The 18,045-nt window shown below is 38.7% G+C and carries 21 protein-coding genes and 1 pseudogene; 2 read left to right on the top strand and 20 right to left on the bottom strand.

From position 1 onward, the window contains the following. Nucleotides 1–70 precede the first annotated feature (70 nt). The gene (gene sufC, locus MXE27_RS11205) at nt 71–829 is read left to right on the top strand and encodes a Fe-S cluster assembly ATPase SufC (protein ID WP_248612549.1); all 759 of its coding nucleotides are present in this window, start codon (nt 71–73) and stop codon (nt 827–829) included. Beyond that, nucleotides 811–2,046, top strand: coding sequence for a SufB/SufD family protein (locus MXE27_RS11200; RefSeq protein ID WP_248612530.1), 1,236 nt, complete (start codon nt 811–813; stop codon nt 2,044–2,046). The genes sufC and MXE27_RS11200 overlap by 19 nt, the downstream gene beginning before the upstream one ends. A gap of 256 nt (nt 2,047–2,302) precedes the next feature. On the opposite strand, the gene MXE27_RS11195 is transcribed toward MXE27_RS11200, so the two are convergent. The 20 genes and pseudogenes from MXE27_RS11195 to mcrB form a co-directional block, all read right to left on the bottom strand. Continuing rightward, nucleotides 2,303–2,569 carry a PRC-barrel domain-containing protein gene (locus MXE27_RS11195; protein ID WP_248612548.1) on the bottom strand — a complete coding sequence of 89 codons (267 nt, stop codon included), beginning with the start codon at nt 2,567–2,569 and terminating at the stop codon, nt 2,303–2,305. Nucleotides 2,570–2,596: 27 nt separating this feature from the next. After that, nucleotides 2,597–3,163, bottom strand: a pseudogene (locus MXE27_RS11190) (NTP transferase domain-containing protein); the annotation flags it as partial. 36 nt (nt 3,164–3,199) lie between these two features. Continuing rightward, nucleotides 3,200–4,681, bottom strand: a complete 1,482-nt coding sequence (locus tag MXE27_RS11185; RefSeq protein ID WP_248612529.1) for a methanogenesis marker 14 protein — start codon at nt 4,679–4,681, stop codon at nt 3,200–3,202. Nucleotides 4,682–4,856: 175 nt separating this feature from the next. Continuing rightward, a complete protein-coding gene (locus tag MXE27_RS11180; RefSeq protein WP_248612528.1) occupies nt 4,857–5,288 on the bottom strand; it encodes a universal stress protein in 432 nt (143 codons plus the stop codon). A gap of 5 nt (nt 5,289–5,293) precedes the next feature. Next, on the bottom strand, nt 5,294–6,274 hold the full coding sequence (locus tag MXE27_RS11175) for a calcium/sodium antiporter (RefSeq protein WP_248612527.1): 981 nt from the start codon (nt 6,272–6,274) through the stop codon (nt 5,294–5,296). Between the two features lie 75 nt (nt 6,275–6,349). Then, nucleotides 6,350–6,784, bottom strand: a complete 435-nt coding sequence (locus MXE27_RS11170) for a universal stress protein (RefSeq protein ID WP_248612526.1) — start codon at nt 6,782–6,784, stop codon at nt 6,350–6,352. Between the two features lies 1 nt (nt 6,785). Next, nucleotides 6,786–7,766 (bottom strand): calcium/sodium antiporter, encoded by a 981-nt coding sequence (locus MXE27_RS11165; RefSeq protein ID WP_248612525.1) that lies wholly within the window; start codon nt 7,764–7,766, stop codon nt 6,786–6,788. 187 nt (nt 7,767–7,953) lie between these two features. Continuing rightward, entirely contained in the window at nt 7,954–8,886 is a 933-nt protein-coding gene (mtrH, locus tag MXE27_RS11160; RefSeq protein ID WP_248612524.1) for a tetrahydromethanopterin S-methyltransferase subunit H, read from the bottom strand. A 17-nt stretch (nt 8,887–8,903) separates the two neighbouring features. Next, nucleotides 8,904–9,158: a tetrahydromethanopterin S-methyltransferase subunit MtrG gene (gene mtrG / locus MXE27_RS11155; RefSeq protein ID WP_248612523.1), complete on the bottom strand. Its 255-nt coding sequence runs from the start codon at nt 9,156–9,158 to the stop codon at nt 8,904–8,906. A 5-nt stretch (nt 9,159–9,163) separates the two neighbouring features. Next, entirely contained in the window at nt 9,164–9,370 is a 207-nt protein-coding gene (mtrF, locus tag MXE27_RS11150) for a tetrahydromethanopterin S-methyltransferase subunit F (RefSeq protein ID WP_248612522.1), read from the bottom strand. 15 nt (nt 9,371–9,385) lie between these two features. Continuing rightward, complete coding sequence (mtrA, locus tag MXE27_RS11145; protein WP_248612521.1) at nt 9,386–10,102, bottom strand: tetrahydromethanopterin S-methyltransferase subunit A; 717 nt, start codon at nt 10,100–10,102, stop codon at nt 9,386–9,388. A 12-nt stretch (nt 10,103–10,114) separates the two neighbouring features. Further along, the gene (gene mtrB / locus MXE27_RS11140; RefSeq protein WP_248612520.1) at nt 10,115–10,417 is read right to left on the bottom strand and encodes a tetrahydromethanopterin S-methyltransferase subunit MtrB; all 303 of its coding nucleotides are present in this window, start codon (nt 10,415–10,417) and stop codon (nt 10,115–10,117) included. Between the two features lie 11 nt (nt 10,418–10,428). Continuing rightward, complete coding sequence (gene mtrC, locus MXE27_RS11135) at nt 10,429–11,238, bottom strand: tetrahydromethanopterin S-methyltransferase subunit MtrC (protein ID WP_248612519.1); 810 nt, start codon at nt 11,236–11,238, stop codon at nt 10,429–10,431. Next, nucleotides 11,238–11,945, bottom strand: a complete 708-nt coding sequence (gene mtrD, locus MXE27_RS11130; RefSeq protein WP_248612518.1) for a tetrahydromethanopterin S-methyltransferase subunit D — start codon at nt 11,943–11,945, stop codon at nt 11,238–11,240. Before mtrD ends, mtrC begins: the two co-directional genes overlap by 1 nt. Nucleotides 11,946–11,961: 16 nt before the next feature. Continuing rightward, nucleotides 11,962–12,840, bottom strand: a complete 879-nt coding sequence (gene mtrE, locus MXE27_RS11125; protein WP_248612517.1) for a tetrahydromethanopterin S-methyltransferase subunit E — start codon at nt 12,838–12,840, stop codon at nt 11,962–11,964. Between the two features lie 54 nt (nt 12,841–12,894). Then, complete coding sequence (gene mcrA, locus MXE27_RS11120) at nt 12,895–14,550, bottom strand: coenzyme-B sulfoethylthiotransferase subunit alpha (RefSeq protein WP_248612516.1); 1,656 nt, start codon at nt 14,548–14,550, stop codon at nt 12,895–12,897. Nucleotides 14,551–14,569: 19 nt separating this feature from the next. Further along, the gene (gene mcrG, locus MXE27_RS11115) at nt 14,570–15,319 is read right to left on the bottom strand and encodes a coenzyme-B sulfoethylthiotransferase subunit gamma (protein WP_248612547.1); all 750 of its coding nucleotides are present in this window, start codon (nt 15,317–15,319) and stop codon (nt 14,570–14,572) included. 1 nt (nt 15,320) lies between these two features. Then, nucleotides 15,321–15,917, bottom strand: a complete 597-nt coding sequence (mcrC, locus tag MXE27_RS11110) for a methyl-coenzyme M reductase I operon protein C (protein ID WP_248612515.1) — start codon at nt 15,915–15,917, stop codon at nt 15,321–15,323. Between the two features lie 13 nt (nt 15,918–15,930). Then, nucleotides 15,931–16,368 (bottom strand): methyl-coenzyme M reductase operon protein D, encoded by a 438-nt coding sequence (gene mcrD, locus MXE27_RS11105; protein ID WP_248612514.1) that lies wholly within the window; start codon nt 16,366–16,368, stop codon nt 15,931–15,933. A gap of 34 nt (nt 16,369–16,402) precedes the next feature. Next, nucleotides 16,403–17,734 (bottom strand): coenzyme-B sulfoethylthiotransferase subunit beta, encoded by a 1,332-nt coding sequence (mcrB, locus tag MXE27_RS11100; RefSeq protein ID WP_248612513.1) that lies wholly within the window; start codon nt 17,732–17,734, stop codon nt 16,403–16,405. Nucleotides 17,735–18,045 lie beyond the last annotated feature (311 nt).

Here is an 18,045-nt window from a genome sequence, read left to right as displayed (position 1 = left end):
ATAAGCATATAACCATAGTTACAATGTAAACAATTTTCATTGAAGTAAGTAAAAATAGGTGGTGGTTAAACTGCTACTTGAAATAACCGATCTAGCAGTTGAAGTAAGTGGAAAACAAGTTTTAAATGATATAGATTTGTATATAGATGAAGGTGAAACCCACGTTCTTCTGGGCCCTAATGGTTCTGGAAAAAGTACTCTTTTTATGACTATACTCGGATTTCCTAAGTATAAAGTCACAAACGGGGAGATTTTATTCAAAGGAGAAAATATAACTAATTTAAATACCACCGAACGAGTAAAAAGAGGAGTTGGAGTTAGTTTCCAAAACCCTCCAGCCATAAGAGGCGTTCGTTTAATGGATCTTTTAAAGGTGGAAAGTGGTCAGGACCCCGCAGATGAAAAACTTTCTCCGGAAATGGCGAAATTATCTCAAAAAATGAAGTTAGATGAGAGATTCTTAGATAGAGATGTGAATCTTGGATTTTCAGGTGGGGAAGTGAAAAGATCTGAGATATTGCAACTTCTAGCTCAGCAGCCTGACTTTATCATGTTTGATGAACCTGATTCTGGAGTGGATATTGAAAATGTGGAACTCCTTGCAGAAGAAATCAATCATTTACTAGACAAAGATAAGAAACCTGGTTTAAGGCGAAAGTCAGGGCTTTTAATTACTCATTTAGGTTATATCTTGAATTTCGTGAATGCTGATACGGCACACGTCTTAATGGACGGAAGGATAGCTTGTTCGGGAAATCCAAGTGAAATCTTAGACGACATTAGAAAAGAAGGATTTAAAGGGTGTATAGAATGTTGCGGGATACATTAGGAAAAGCCGAAAAAGCCAAAAATAAAAAAGCCCTTTATGGAGAAGACATTGACCTTGAAAAATTCATAAAAGAAGAAGCAGGGGATCATGAAAAAGTAACTCGTGCCAATGAAGTGTCTAAAAAAGTTCAAGATACTCTACTTAAAGTAGGTGTGGATCCTAATGAAGAAGAGCGTTCCGGAACCTTTATACAAGTAGATCAAAGTGGAGTTTGTAGCACCTGTACTTCTGAGTCTGTAGAAATAATGGGCATGAATGTAGCTTTAGACAAGTATAACTGGATAAAGGACTACATGTGGAAAGCTGTGGCTGTTGATGCTGATAAATACACAGCTCAAACTGCCCTTAGAGAAGCAGAAGAGGGAGGAAGTGGAGGATACTTCATAAGATCTCTTCCAGGGTCTAAAGAGGTTTTCCCACTTCAAGCATGTATGTTCATTGGTGATCAGGACGTAATGCAAACAGCGCACAATATAATCATAGCAGAAGAAAATTCTGAACTCCACATTATAACTGGTTGTGCCACTGGAGAAGACGTCAGTTCAGCTTTACACGTTGGCGTATCTGAGTTCTACCTCAAACCTGGATCTAAAATTACTTTCACTATGGTTCACAACTGGGCAGAACAAGTAGATGTGCGTCCTAGAACTGGTGTTATGGTAGGTGATGATTCCACATATATAAGCAATTATATATTAACCAGCCCTGTTAGAAGCATACAGACATATCCTACTGCATATTGTTCCGGTACTAATTCTAAAGTAGTATTCCAATCTATACTTGGTGGTCAAAAAGATTCCATCCTAGATACTGGTTCCAGAGTTATATTGGAAGGTGAAGGATCCAGTGCTGAGATGATTTCAAGAGCAGTGTCCAAAGACCAGTCTCAACTTTATGCTCGTGGGCACTTGGCTGGAAGAACTCAGAATGTTAAAGGACACTTAGAATGTCATGGCCTAGTTTTATCAGACGAATCCATGATATACGCCGTCCCTGAACTAGAAGGTAGTTCTACTGAGTTAGAAATGTCTCACGAAGCTGCTGTGGGTAAAATAGCCGAAGAAGAAGTGCTATATCTTACATCACGTGGTTTAACTGAAGAAGAAGCCGCATCAATGATTGTAAGGGGATTTTTAAGTATGGACATTACAGGTCTGCCCCCAGAGCTAGCAACCGAAACTAAAAAAATGTTAGATATGAGTTTACAAGGCATGTAATGTCTTCAAACTCATAATATTTTTATTTTAAAGACTTTTTTTAACATAATTCTATAAAAAGAATTATTTTATTGATTCAATATTATAACAATCGTTATCAGACATTTTCCTGATTAATATCTTTCTAATTAATCAAACATAGAAAAAACTGAAACATTATGGGGGATAAAAAAAGTTATTGTAACATTTACAGAGTGATACATCTCTTTAATTAAGATGAATATCTTAAACAAGTTAAGGAGAAAGTTGATGGAATTTATTCAGCAATTATTATAAATTCCCCTACTTTTTCTACTTTTCCAAATGGAACTAGAAGAAAATCTCCCTTTTTCTTAGCTCCTTTAACATTGACATTTCTGCCTTTTTCAACTTTTATTACCACATCAGTGATTTTTCCGGTTTTATCGTTGATTATGAGCTCTTCTAATTCCCCTAGAATTCTTGCACTACTAGTAGCTACCTGGTATCCTTTAATTTCACTCCAGAATTTTTCTTCCCCTTTTATGAGTTTCCTTTCTTCCATCATATCACCAAAAAACCTTTTAAAGACTTTTATATCATTACAAGTATTAATATTTAAGGCAAGTTCCATTTTAGGAACTTCGAGAACTTCCTCATCTTGTATCTTGTTTATACTCCTTAATATATTTACTCCCGATGGTACTATGCCCCTCCATACCACAGAGGGTTCTATGCCATATTTTTCAAAAATTTTAACTGGAACTGCAACGCACATAGCAGGTTTATCTGATTTTTCATATTTTGTGATAACATAATCAATAATCTCTCCCGTAACCATTGGCAAATCTGAAGTTATAGTTAAAAGTACTTTATTAGGATTTTCACCCTCAAATAGAGAAAGTAAATATTGTAAGTCCTCTAAATATCCAATGCCTTTTGTCTTTATAACACCATATCCCTTTTTTTGGAGATATGCTTCAGTGCGATGTGTATGGGGGCTGGTAATTACAAAGATTTCATCAACTTTTGTCGAATTCTCAAGATTCCCGAGAACCCAGTCGATCATGGGTCTTTTTGAGAGTTTGATTAAGGGTTTTTCAACAGACAAATCCATCCGGGATCCTTTTCCCCCAGCCATAACCAGTGCAGTTACCATATATACACCATCAGGCAATCTGAAAAATAATTGAGATTAATCTATCCATTTATCCTCTTTTTTCTGTTGTAACTTTTTTCTGTGCCCCAATATACAGGGGCCGCCCTGGCGCCCCCCAATTGGAACATGAGGCGTCCCAATAGAGTTCATACATCTGGCCATTATTGCAGCACCCATAGCCAGTGCATCTGAGACAAATATAATATCTTTAAATCTATCTTTTGTGTAATCCAGAATAAATTCTGGTTTTTTACCAGTTATGCCTGCTCGCCCGGTGATTCCTAATGCCGAACCTTCTTCTACCACATTCTCGTCAAAAGCCTCATCCACTAATCTTTTTACCATCAAGGCACTTACATGGTCCAAAGTTGCAAACATAGTAGGCATACCATAGTTTTCGTACAGTTCATGCCCCAATGATGTTAAATCATCCAGTTTATCTCCATTTTCCCCTACATCACAACCTATCAATGTGGTTCCCGCATCATATGCTGCATGAGGATCAACTGGCACTGTTCCAAACCTTTCTCTATCTTCAGGGACTTTTCTAATATCAATTAGATTATGTACTTTCTCCGCATTAGAAAGTGCTTTTTTCCAGTCTGCTTTTTTAAGAATATCTTTACTATACAAATCCAATGCTGCCCCACCACGTTTATCTACTTTTTCAGTCCCTCTAATTAACGCATCGGACACAGCACCTGCAAGACCGCAAAAGTTTCCAATAGTTCGAGCATATGGTTCATTATTATTTACTATTCTCCCAGCGAGAGTTGTCCCAAAATCAATAGATACACAAGGATTTCTAAAATCAACATTCGTCCACTTTGAACCAAGTTTAATACCAGCAGTAACTAATTCGCCTTCCATTTCATTAGCAACTACTTCTTTCCCAGTTGGGGGGACAACACTAACTACCGCACCGTCAAAAATAACTTTATCTATGAGAGTGAATTCTTTCAATCGCTTTGGGAAATTATCTATCGACATCGCTGGGGCCATTTTACGAGGCGGAATACCTGCATCCAAACATCCGTTTGCTAAAGCTATAATGAGTTTTCCAACTTCTTCAGGGGACGCGAATCCTGCAGTCACACCTGTGGATCTTACAACAAAATCCAGATCTTTTTCAATATCTACTTTAGCTCTTTTTACTGATTCTAAAATAGTATTTTTTACCATTTCAGAAACAGATTCTTTAGTTAGTTCTACACCCCATACAGTTGATCCAAAAACTTCTTCTCCATCTTTAGGTGCACGTATATCCCTGGTCATTTTCACGGTTTTATCCAGCAAATAACTTCTACTGGTATTGAGATTGGTTGCAGTGAGAATACATTTGGTAGTAGTGTTTCCCAGCTCCACCGATGCTACAACATAATAAACATCCGGACGCATGGAATATCCAGACCCCACCGTTTTTTTAGTGAATGGCGTTGTTTTTGCATCTTCTATTGTGATATATTTACTTTTAGCGATTACAGGTTTTGGACCAAACAATTTTTTCAAGAAAGACAAGAAATTACCCCCAAGATAGGATAGGTTCGATTTATTAAATAAACGAGTATTAAAATTATAGACTCATTTTAAAAATAGTCTATTTAAATAGGATATAAATTTTATGAAATGATTCTTTAAAAAAGATAGTAAAATAAAAATAAAAAATTAGTGCACTGGAGAAATATAAAAGAATTTAAGCTGTTCTAACCAGGTGAATAGTGCACGGAGCATAGTGAACTACCTTCTCCGAAACACTACCCAATAAGTGTTTATCCACAATACTTTTACCGGTACCCATGACAATGACATCCACATTTTCATTTTCAGCGGTTTTTACAATTTCATCAGCAGGACTCCCTTGAGTCATTATACTTTTGAATGTGATATTATCTTTATTTAACCCTGCTAATTCTTTTTCCATATCTCTTAAGATTTCTTTACCCTTTTCTGTAAGTTCATCAATCATCATTTCTTTTACTTTTTTAGGGGTAAGGAAAGGAACAGAAGTCTCTACAACATAAATACAGATTATTTCTGCGTCCCTTCCATGTAATAAATCTACAGTGTGCTCAATGATCTCATCCATGTATTCTCCCATGGTAGCAACTAATATCTTCCCATACATTTTAATCACGCTAATACATATAGTCTTAATACTGCATAAGTTATATAGGTTGCAAGCAGAATGATCCCACCCACACGGTTTAATTTGTTGCCACCTAATTTTATGAGCCCTATAAGCAACAGAGTTATAAATATCATTACTGGGGCATCAAATGCCAGGGAAAGATGATCGACAGGTATAGTCATGAATAAAGCAGGCACACCAATACCAATTAAAATATTAAATGTGTTACTACCAAGTACTGTACCAATCGATAGTTCATGAAGTCCTTTCATAGCAGATGACAGCGTTACAACCAGTTCGGGAATACTTGTTCCTATAGCTAATGTAAATAATCCCATAATCATTTCCGGAATTCCTGCAATGGCTGCAAGTTCAGTCCCACTATAAACCAATATCCTGCATCCCACAATAAGTCCACCCAGACCAAGAATAGCCATTCCTGCTTGTTTTCTATTGATGGATTTGAATTTTGAAGTTTTAGTTTCTTCAGTTTTCTCTTCTGCATCTTCCTTTTCCTGAGCATAATCTTTTTGTGCTTTTATTAATCTCCATAAATAAATTAAATACAACAGTATCATGAAAACAGAAGCTGTTCGATTTATATCTCCAAAGAACATGAAAAAAATCAATATGAATCCAGTACCTAAAACAGCCATAACATCTCTGGAAAGTCCTTTAGAATCAGTTCCAATAACTCCCGCAACTGTAGCCGAAATACCAAGAATGCCCGCTATATTCCATATATTTGATCCTATTACAGTACCTACTCCTAATTCCGCGCTGCCAGATAGTGACGCAATCATTGCAGAACCAAATTCCGGCAGAGAAGTCCCAATTGCAGATGCCGTAACCCCTAAAATAATTTGTGAAATTCCTAGTGCCCCTCCAATTTCCACAATATTATCTACAAATACATCAGCGGACTTAATAACAATAATCAATGAAACTATTAAAGCCCCTATGAGCACTATTATATCGATCAAAATATCACCAACACACGTTTCTAACAAGTATTTAATATATGTTGCGAAAAAATGAAAAAATTAATATGAAAAAAATCAATTAACTGTTTTTACCAGCATTATAGAACAAGGCGTAGAATGAACTACCTTCTCCGAAACACTGCCTAAAAGATGTTTATCCACGATACTTTTTCCAGTACCCATTACAATAATATCTACTTCTTCTTTGGCTGCCAGCTCAACAATTGTATCTGCAGGGTTTCCTTCCAGCATTACTTTTTGAAAATTTATCATATAAGTGCTGGGAGTGTGGAATTTTGCGGCTAAACTGTTAAGTATTTCTTCTCCTTTTTGAGAAAGTTCTTCTTTCATCATTTTTTTTACATTTGCAGGAGTTAAAAAGGGTACTGATGTTTCTACAACATAAAGGCCAATTACTTCTATTTGTTTTCCTTGTGCCAATTCTAAAGTATGTTCTACTAATTCATCTAAATATTCGCCCATTACCGGGAGTAAAATTTTTTTAAACATATTATACCACCATAGATGTCCTGTACATTATATAAAAACCGTAAAATGCAATTAATATTAATCCGTCTCCTCTGGAAAGTTTAAATCCTCTGCGAAGTAAAACCAGTAGTGCAGCGGTTATAACTATCATGAAAGGAGCATCATAATTTATTGCTATACTTTCGACAGGTATAGTTACTATTAGAGCAGGAATGCCCAGACCAATCAATATATTAAAAATATTACTACCAAAAACCGTGCCTATGGCCAGATTATTAAGTCCTCTCCTGGCAGATGTTAAAACCGTGAAAAATTCAGGAGCCGTAGTACCAAAGGCAAGTAAAATTCCAGCCAACATTTCTGGAATAGTGAATATTATAGAAAGTTCTACCGTACAGTAAACAATGATTCTGCAGCCAATTCCTAACCCCAACAATCCTAATACCAATAATAATAGTTTTTTTTGGATATTGAATTTTTTAGTAGTTTTAGTGGGCTCAGGAAAATTATTTTCCGATTCCAGGATAATATCTTTATTAATATTTTTTTTCTGGCTTCGAATCAAATAGATTAAATATACTAAATAAGCTGCTATCAACACTAAAGCCGCGAAAAAATTAACTTCATTATAGTAATATAAAAAGCCAAAGATTATTATTCCCGTAAAAAGAGCCATTACTCCGTCTCTTTTTAAACTAATTTTATTCGTGGGTATAGTTCCAGCTACCAGTGCAGAAATACCTAAAATTCCGCCGATATTCCATATATTAGCTCCAATAGCACACCCCACACCTACATCCGGACTTCCACTAAGTATAGCGATCATTGCAGAACCAAATTCCGGCAGAGAAGTTCCCATTGCCGCAGCAGTCACACCCAAAACGACCTCCGATATTCCAAAAGAAGATCCGATGTCAACCAAATTTTCTACAAATACATCTGCAGATTTTATTACAATAATAATTGAAATTATAAGGATAATTAAAAGGATCAACCATAACATCATTTCACCGGAAAAATGTTTCCTTCTTCCTACATATATAGTTTATGGGAAAAATATCGAAAATGCTTTAATTAATAAAACATCGTGCAAAATATCATATCAATAATATGCATTACAATATTATTTAAAAATATAGTACTAAAAATTAATATCCTGAAAAAATAAAAAAAGGTAGGCGAAAATCGCCTTAGATCAATTTAAACATTGGGTGGCTTTCGACTGCTTCGGTTCCAATATCTTTAGCTGCTTCAGCTATGAATATATCAGCCATAGCACAGGCAGGGAATGCCATTCGAGCGTTTTCGATAGGACCAAATAATACGAAGTCACCACCGGCCATTTGTTGGACCAGGTTGGAACCTATGTCACAAACAGGCCATGCTTCTTTGTGTTCTTTTTTGTATCCTCTTAACCAGTCCCAAGCGGATGGTACATTGTGAATACCACTACCTACAGGGAATCCCCATTTACTTTTAACAGCAAAGGAAGTCCTACATGCAGGTCCAGCACCTTGACCTAATGGAGTAATAGCTACGTCCATGAAAGGTTTGGTGATTCCACAAGCTTCAGACATTTCCAGTAATCCTTTGTCCAGTACGCTTCCACCATTTTCCCAGATGTTGATTTTACCTTCAACACCAGGTTCCATTGGGTTGAAACCTAGAACAATTGAAGCAGAAATGTCGGTATTTGTAACAGCATCTAATTCCTCTTGTTCAGAAGACATGTTGATAGAGTTATAGATTGCTCTTTCAGATAATCCAGCTTCGTGAGCATATTTTGCTCCTTCCATTTTAGCTTCAGCTGAAGTAGAATCAATCATGAACGGAGCGTCAGTAACATCGCCAACGAATTCCAGGTATTTAACAATAGCTTCAGGGGTTGCACCGAAAGTCTGTACAATACATGGGTTTCCTGTGACATCAGTCATTTCTTCCATAGTTTTTATTCTTTCTTCTGCTGCATCTTTATCAAATACACCAGCTTTTTCATCGCTAATAATGTTGTGTCCGCCGTAAAATATAGTTCCGGCTAGAACGGTTGGGTATTCACCAGGTTGTCCTCCAACCTTTACACCGGCAACATCAATTACCACTTGTTCTTTATCAAACCTAAACATACATAAACCTCCAAATCCTATCTTACTCCTAATAAGGACATTAATGCCCCTATAGTGAAGACTCTGTATACCATAAATAGGATTATGAGTCCTATTATTATACCATATAAAATACCAATATCTCTACCTACTTGCTGGCCAAGTCTTTGTGAGTATTCACCAGCAGTAAATTCTACTTTTTCTTCAATTTCGTCTAATTTTTCATTAGCCTTGTTGAATTCATCAGCAGAGACAAGTACTCGGGGTATTGTAGTTTTTTCTTCTTCAGACATTTAACTCACCCCACCATTAGTTTCCATAAGACTGGTATTCCCACTAATAGGAGAGCAAAGATAAAACCCATGCCTATTCCAGTAATTCTAGTGGATATCAAACCAGCAAATAATCTGCCGTCTCTACCAATCAATTGATTTCGGTATTTTATATCTTCTACGACTTTTTTGATGCCTCGTACGTTTGGTTTATTTGATAGTATAATACTCATTAAGAAACCTCCCGCCTAGATTAAGAGTAGTATTCCCAAAGTCAAAATGAAAGCCAATCCAATCATAATACCTTGAACTTTACCAGAATACATACCGGCAAACATTCGGTTGTTGGCACCAATCATTTTTACTTGAGTCTGGATGTTTCTCATTCGAGCTTCGATTAGAGCAGTTTCAGGTGCTACAGGCTTAACTTCTTCGCCTTCATCTTCTTCTCCACCTTCTTCTACTTGAATAACCATAGCTTCTTCTTCGAATGCTCCAGGATCTTTCTCAATACACTCTTTTACTTTTGATTGTATAGCTGCAGCGTCTTCAACATCAATGAGGTTGATAATTTCCAGTTGTTGCTGGAATCTTTCAATACCTTCATCAGGTATGTTTTCGACGTAGGGAATAGCCCCTGTAGCGCCTACAATACTTCTTTTTTCTGGGTCTACACCATTTTGGTGTAAAGCTTCGATACTTTGACCAGTAATATGTCCCTGTACCTCAGATCCACATAATATTAAGAATCTGATATTAGGGTTTGAAATAATATTAGCCAGCATCTTTTCTATTCCGAGGTTTTCGGTTTTGCATGGTCCAGCAATAGCAGCCCCAGCATCTACAGCTACATCTTCATTGTGAGAAGCGAGAGTAGTAGCAGCTACAGGACTTTCTGGATCACCAACTACATAATCCCCGTTTACTACCGGCCATCCTTCTGCAGGTGATTTTTTATCAGCCACTTATAACACCTCCTATAGCAGTATAGCAATTAGCAGAATTAGACCCAATATGAATCCGTACACCATGTTGGTGAGTTTACCGGCAGTGAGGTATACTCCTTCCCTACCTGAGAAAGAACCTTCTGATACCGTAGTTGGATCAAGTGAGTTCATTAAATCATCTGCTGTAGCTTCTAATGTAGCTATTTCTGCATTTATATCATCCATTGATAGAATTAAGACCTCTCTACCAAGAGCAGCTCCTATCATACCAGTGGAGGGATCTAGAGTCAAATTAGATTCTGGAACTATTTTTACTAAAGGTAACATTTCCATTTTGATTCCTCCTAGTGCTCTTCTTCCTTAGGCCATAAACCAGCCCATTTAACTGAAGCAGCTTCTTCAAAGGATGCACTGATGTAAGCTCGAATAGCAATGAACCAAGCAAGAGCACCAATTAAAGATACTACCCACCAAGTAGCAGACATTCCTATTCCAAGTAATCCTACAATAGCCATAGCTAAAAATCCAGTTGAAGCAGCTAGTTTTAAGGTTCTGACCTGGTTTTCATTTGGTCCCAGACATGCGTTGAATGGGTGTTGAATGGCCATAGTGTTCATGATAAATAAAAGTCCTATGTATCCTGTGGCAATTACTGTAGTTAGTATTGCTTGCATGGAATAAGTTCCAGCAATTGCTGCTGAAAATCCTAAAACAGACAGTGCAGCAGCACCAGATAATTCAGCAGTACATCTTTCTAAGACTGGTATTTTCATTTTAATTATTTTTTTACCCAGCAAAGCCACTATAAGTCCTAAAATCATAGCCAGTACTAAACCTAATACTGGGCCAACTATAACAGGCACACCAGGGATTAAAGCTCCGGCAAGTCCACCGACAGCACCAATGATACCGATAGCTAATGACATGTATCCAATGGAAGGTACACCAGTACCTAAACCGTAACTGGCTACTCTTCGAATAGCGTCAGCACCCCAAATAATAGCACATACTGCACCTAGTGATGCGAGTAGTGGTCCAATTACCGGGTTTATTGGAGTAGCATATATTCCTATAAGTCCACCTAAAACGCCTAAAGCTAAGGTTTTGGTTGGTGAAATTGCTGCACCTGCGGGTCCTCCTCCTGCTACTGACATTAGAAGACACCTCCTTGAATTAGAAGTATTGATAAAGCACCCATCACAATGGAAGCTATTAAACAAGCTAAAACTCCCCTACCAATTCTTTTGAATTTAGGGTCGTGGAAACCTTCAATAGTTCCTCCAATGTTATAGGAAGCAATTACTGCATTGATGAAAAAGATACCTACTGCAAAGATTGCGGCAATACCTGCTGCACCTATTGCACCATAAGATAAATTAGTTGCAGATAACGCAGTGTTTAAAGCCCAGTAGATTAATCCTCCACCCATTCCACCAAGAGCACCTCCAATGATACCGCTCACATAGCAAACGGTTGGAACTCCGTGCCCTTCAGTACCGGGAGTTACGAATTTTTCTTGATCTAATCTGGTTATTGGGTCTGTGGTTACCTTTGCAGAAGCAGGTACAGTTCCTACACCAAATACGTAAATTAAATTACCTACTAGCATAGTTATACCAATCATCAGCATAGAACCTACTGCACCGGCCGCCATTATTAATAATGGGGATTGACCAGTCATTGCAGCAGCTGCGATTAGTCCTGTTAAACCAGCACCAGCAGCTAACATTGCGGTACCAGTACCTACACCTGTTGCTGTGGCTATAGCTGCAGGAGCTCCACCCACAGGTACGAAGTGTACACCTCCACCTATGAGGATTCCGCCTACAGTTACAGCTCCAATTAATGTTAATGGATCCATCTTTTATCCTCCTTAATCATTCCTTGTATGGTCCATAATTATTTCTGGCGAACATTTCAATTCTATTGTTCATGATGATTAATAATAGAACGATTATTATACCAGCGATGACCCCACCGGTTAATCCAAATACGATAGTAATCCAGAAACTAAAGAATACAACAGCTCCGAATGCAAAACCAGTTAAAGGTCCTCCGTATTTAGCACAGAAATTAACAACGTCCATAGAATTTCTAGCACCTAATTCAGCTTTAGTGGTAATGTCCCCGTGAATAGCCACAGGAATACCTCCTCCAAATGGGTACTGTTGGTACTCTCTTTCAGCACCGTAGTGAACGTCACCAGTTGATGAACCAATAGCTCCGATAGTTATACCCCATAGTACAGCCAGTAATGGCAGAGGGAATGGGTGTCCGAGCCCTTGGATTGGTAAAGTCATGAGATAGGATAATCCTACTATACAAAATGTTACAATAAATCCGTGACCAGCAATTGGTCCTAAGTGTTGAACAACAACATCCATGAACAGCGGTTGGTTAAATTGAGATTGGCTTACAATCCTTCCCATGTGAGATGTTGCTGTGTAAGTAGTGTGCACTAAAGCAGCGATGAATGCACCGACTGCAATGGCCATTATTACAGGTAAGTTTAATGCCATAAGTACAAATGCAACGGAACCAGCGATACCACACCAGGTACCATTTGCGACTGGTTCTCCAGAAACGGCCTTGTTAACCATTCGGTGTAAGTGTCCCATTTGAGGGGCTAGCTGAACTTGTGAGTTAGGGTTACTCATTGAACCTACGTCAGACTCTAAGTCCTCAGCAGCTCCGGCAATAGTTGCAGCGGCCCCCATGAGAGCAACAACACCTAATCCTGTTATCATAGGGTCCATATTTGTTCCTCCATGTGTTTAAATAAAAAAATGTAATAGGTGTTTGCGTTACACCTATTTAGCTGGGGAAATGATTGCTCTTTCTCCAGCTGGTTCGAATTCTCTTAATGCACCTTTAGCAAATTCTGCTCGCACATTACTGAAATCAAATGCTAGGTTATCATCTGCAAATGCGATTTTAATTAGTGGGTTAAATACAAATGCGTCTTTTCTAGCAGCGTGTGGAGCTTGGGAAATACCTGCGTATTCACCTTGGTGACCTACGTTCATAGCGTAGTTAGGATAGTTAGGTCCTCTCAATTCAAGAGGTAATCCTTCGTCATTCCGGATAGAGAATACATTAGATGCACCACACTGATCTTGCAAGTCGTAACCATAGAATCCAAGTCGAGAGTGTTGTTCTTTGTGCAAGTACATGGATAAATACCAACCGCTTAAACCGGTTTGAGCGTTTCCAGTTGCAAATGCAGTAGAACATCCAGATGCTGCAGCAACAACAGCAGCACGTTGAGATCCACCAAATTGGGTTTCTAGTAGCGCTGGGTATTCTTCGTACTGTTCTAAACCATAGAATGTTACTTCTGATGCTACATCCAGTACGGTTTCCATAGTGTTAGGTGCTTCACATAATCCACCAAATTTGTCTTCTACATATTCTTTACCATAGTAAGTAAAGTCATCGAGAATATTATCAGTGTAAGCTGCAGTAGCATATTGCGTAAATCCTACACCACCAGACATGTAAGAACCTAACCAAATTTGATCGTATAACATAGCTCCAGTAGCCACTACATCTAAAGTGACTCGGACTGGGTCGTCAGTATTTACTCTTGAAGACTGACAAATATCAGCTAAATAACCGAATGGAATTCCACCAGGTTCATTTTCTCCTCTTGCTCTCCTAACTGGTAAGTAAGTACCCATGTGAATAACTTCTGCGTGTTTTGCAGCGTAAGCGAAGTCACCAGTAGCGGCTTCTCCGGCACACTGTTTGTAAGCAGAAATCATGGACATACCGACTTGCATAGCAGACCATCGCGAAGTAGTAGCACCATCACAAGTTCTTGAAACGATGGTTGGAATCCGTACAACTTGCCAGATCCCATCTCCAACTTCAGCTTTTAATACTTCAGCTTGTTCATCATCAAACATTTTGTTAATGTCAATGACATAAGCTTGGTCGATTTCAGAGGCTATCTCATCATTACCAGTGAAGACTTTTACGTAACTATCAGCCACAAGTGAAGGGTGAGTTTCCACCATGTGCTCTTGTATAACAGCAGCACCAGGCATAGAGTGGTTTACAGTTTCTAAGTAATGGGTTATAGTTTCTGGGCTAACCTCTTTACCTAATCTTTTTTCGATAACAGTGTGCGCTGTGTTTAAACCTACGATTACAGTTCTCTTAATATCATCGGCCATTTGCTGCATAGCAGCGTTGTTTACAAAGTGCAGGTCGTCACCTTCAACATAAGTGTCAGTAGTGGACACTTGGTAAGGCATTAAGACCCGTTGACCTAATGGAGAACCTACATCGTTGTTGTACTGAGGAATTCCCCTTTTAGCGGCTACTTCTTTACCTGCTGCTTGGAACTCAGTCTTACGTTCAGATTGTTTCCAACCACCATGGTCGTAAAAGTGAGTTTTCTTTTCATCTGGGGATTCTTCAAACTTTGTTTTTAAAGCTTCCATGAACTTCTTATCAGCCATAATCATTACCTCCCCTTAATTATTCCGGACTGTATCCACCTTGGGATCTTAAGACGTGTATTCTATGTAAAATTTCTACAGCGTCAGCATCGTCCTTGTATGCTTCACCATCTACCCGGTAAATAGTAGTTTTGTTCATTAAGGTCTCTTCGTCCAGTGGTTCACCGATTTCAACAGGTTCGTCGAGATCGACACCGATTTGGTCTCTGACCATTTCTACTTTTCCGGTTTCTTTATTAAAGACTTGTCTTCTTAGCATGTCAAACATCATACCGTCTTCGTCAAGTCTTAAAGAGTGTCCGTGTACTGAAGCTCCTCTTATTCCCGTTCTTGCTGGGTCGAAGAATTCAGTTTCAATTAACTCTTTGGATATTTTTTCCAGGTCTCTTTCTCTGATTTCAATAATTTGTCGTCCAGAAAGGGTACCTGCGTCAGCTCCTCTGTATCGGCATAAATATGCTCTTGATCTGAGGTATGGTTGGGCTGGGGCAAAGTACATAGAGTCAGCGAACTGGATATATCTGGTTCTGTCACCAGCTTTTGCACCGTCAATTGGTTCTACCATTTCACGGATTGCGTCTTCTGGTTCGTCCATTTCTTCTAGTGGAGGGTGTACGCTAGGGTATTCCTCACCAGGAGCTCTGTGACCCAATATCTTTACAACATCTTCGTCTGAGAGTTCTCTCATCTTTTCTAATTCATAATCCGGGTTACAGAAATTTCTTCTGTTTTGTGCAACCTTACTTGTTCCAGGATAATATTGTGCCATATCATGCACCTCCTAATGCAAACTTAACTTTTCGAATAATCTCATCTAACTTCTCTTGGGGACAAGTTTCTCCACGTATAACGCCATTGACAATGTCAACGACACGACCTTTAGTCTTGGGATTTTCAGGCATTACTAATCTAGTTTTAACACCAATCTTTGCTAAATCCTCAAAGTCCACAGGATATTCACAAATAATAACACAGGGACGATCCACATTACGCAGTATCAATCGGGCTTTATAAGTGATATGATGTTTCACTCCACCTAAATGAACCACTAGGACCTTGTGTCTTTTCATTTGCTCAATCTCCTTAGGAGTGAGGCCAAAAAGACTTCCTGCACCAGCACTTGGAGCGTCCCTAGGGACTCCCGCTCCGGCATTTAATACCAGAGTACTGGTCATTATATTTGCTTCCCTTAGAGCAAAGGTGATTTCACAAACGGGTTTAGTAATATGACGCCTCCCAGGGGACATGGCTATAGCCAGTACTTCACTTCCACATTCCGCGAAAGTGCCCCTCTGCGCAATACCTCCTCCTTCGCCCATTCCCATGGTCTCTCGACAGTCTACAACATGAGTGCATTTGCCAATCATCTAATTAGTCCTTTTACTGATTTTTCTTAATAACTGTTGCTCTTTCACTAAGCCGGGCATTTTGATCTGTTAGTCCCACCATTTCAGCAGGTATATTATCTAGATCTTTCCCATATTTGATTTCATCAGTCACAGTCTTCTGATATCTAATGAAAGTGCCAATATGTACATTGAATCCAAAAGGCAGTATATCTTCACAAACCCTTCTTACTTCACCTATAACAGATTCATTTTCAATTTCAAGAAGAATACGACCAGTTTTCACTTGTAATTCAATTTCTTGACCTTGCACATCAATGAATCTTCTGTCAGGATGTTTGGCACTTGCTGGAGGGAGTCTTTGTCCGTGAATAACCATTCTTTTGATAGAATCAATATTTTCCAGGTTATTTAATAATTTTTCTGTTGTATCTGCTCCAAGAAGTCTGTGTGGGAATATTTCTATGTCCATTTGTAATTGTGCCCCCAAAAAATCATGAGATTACTTAAATGTCGCCTTTTATGTCGGCAGCTGCCTCATTGACATATTTTAGTGGCTCTCTAAATGCGTCCACTTGGCTGAACACTTCTTTAATTAGGCCAGAAGTTGCTTCAGGGGAGAACATCTGGGTACCTGCGTCTAATGACATTGCAGCGGCTACGCATGGTATAGCAAATCCTTTACTGTGTCGGGTCACGATGTGGTTTCCGTTGAAGATACCAGGACCTCCACCACCGTAGATAGAGTGACTGAAGAAAGAGAATCCTACAGCTACACCTTCAGTTCTACCGAAGTCTACGCTTGGTAATCCAGTTTCGAATTCAATTAAATCGTTGTAGTATAATAGAGTGGATGATACACCTTGAGCAGCACGGGCAGCACCTTGGTTTACCATAGTGGCAGCCATTACACCAGCTGCAGCATAAGCGTTCCATTTAGCTAAGTCGTCGGTTCCGTAAACATTAAATCCATTTAGATCTTTTTCGACTCCTACGACACCGTCAGCTGCTGCTCTTTCAACAACATCAGCAATAACGGATCCAACAGTACCTTCTGCACCGTTTTCTTTAACCAAATCAAATACTAAGTTGTCAGCATTCATACCTTGGTAAGCAAGTCCTAATAAGTGCATTCTTTCGAATGCTCCTACTGCGTCACCCATTTCAAACATAGCTGCTTGTTCTAAAATACTTGATAGAGCAGCAGACTGCATGGTGTTTTTCAAAGTGGCAGCAACCACGTGGTTCACCATAATGTTTCTTAAGGAATAACCAGGGCCTTCTAATTTTTGAGGTATGTCCAACATGGTAGCAATGTTAGCTCCCATATACTCTACAGATTGTGGGTATCTACCGAGTACGGCTGCTTTAACCATGTTTGCATCGTACATACTGACGTCAAACTCGTTAATAATAGCCTGAACAAACGCATTAGCAGTTACTAACGGGGTTGCAGAGTATTCAGCAGCAGCGTCTAATCGAGCTGTTGGTATTTGTACTAAAACTCTTTTACCACCAGAGAGTAATTCTACTACAGTGTCATCGTCTTCTGTGACCTGTATCATTTCTTTAGCTGCTGCAGCAATGGAGTCTGCATTACCTACTATGTCGAGATCCATTTCTCGTCCTAATATTTTACATGCAGGTCCACCAACTTTAGCGGCCTTCAAGGCGTTTTCAATACCTTCTAAGTTCACTGCTATAGTCCTTTTGACACCCTTAACAATACTTTTTATAGCTGGGTTCCGTAGAGGACTTAGAGCTTCTAGCGGTACTTGTTCTTCGACGAGGTTACCCCTATCGTCGTACAAGTCGATCTTATCATCAAACTTCGCCATTTTTTCCCTCCTAACAATTAATTCACGTATACCTTACCTCTGAGCCTTTGCATAATAATGCATTTAAAAAAAGTTCGCTCGGGAGGAAGTGCATTAACACCTTAGTTAGTATACGAACCTCAATTTAGTTCTATATATATTATTAAACTTTCTTTCTGACTCAAGTAGAAAGATTTATAAGAGTAAACAAGTAACCTTTTTATTAATTTAATAATAATGGGGTTGTAAAGTTATTGGGGGTTGATATTTTTCCCGTGTTTTTGTGTCCAGTTTTGCATTTTGCGTCGTAGGTAGTTGATTGTTCCGTGTAT

The organism is Methanobacterium alcaliphilum (assembly GCF_023227715.1).
In the GTDB taxonomy this organism is placed as follows: domain Archaea; phylum Methanobacteriota; class Methanobacteria; order Methanobacteriales; family Methanobacteriaceae; genus Methanobacterium_E; species Methanobacterium_E alcaliphilum.
This window is presented reverse-complemented; position numbering and strand designations above follow the sequence as displayed.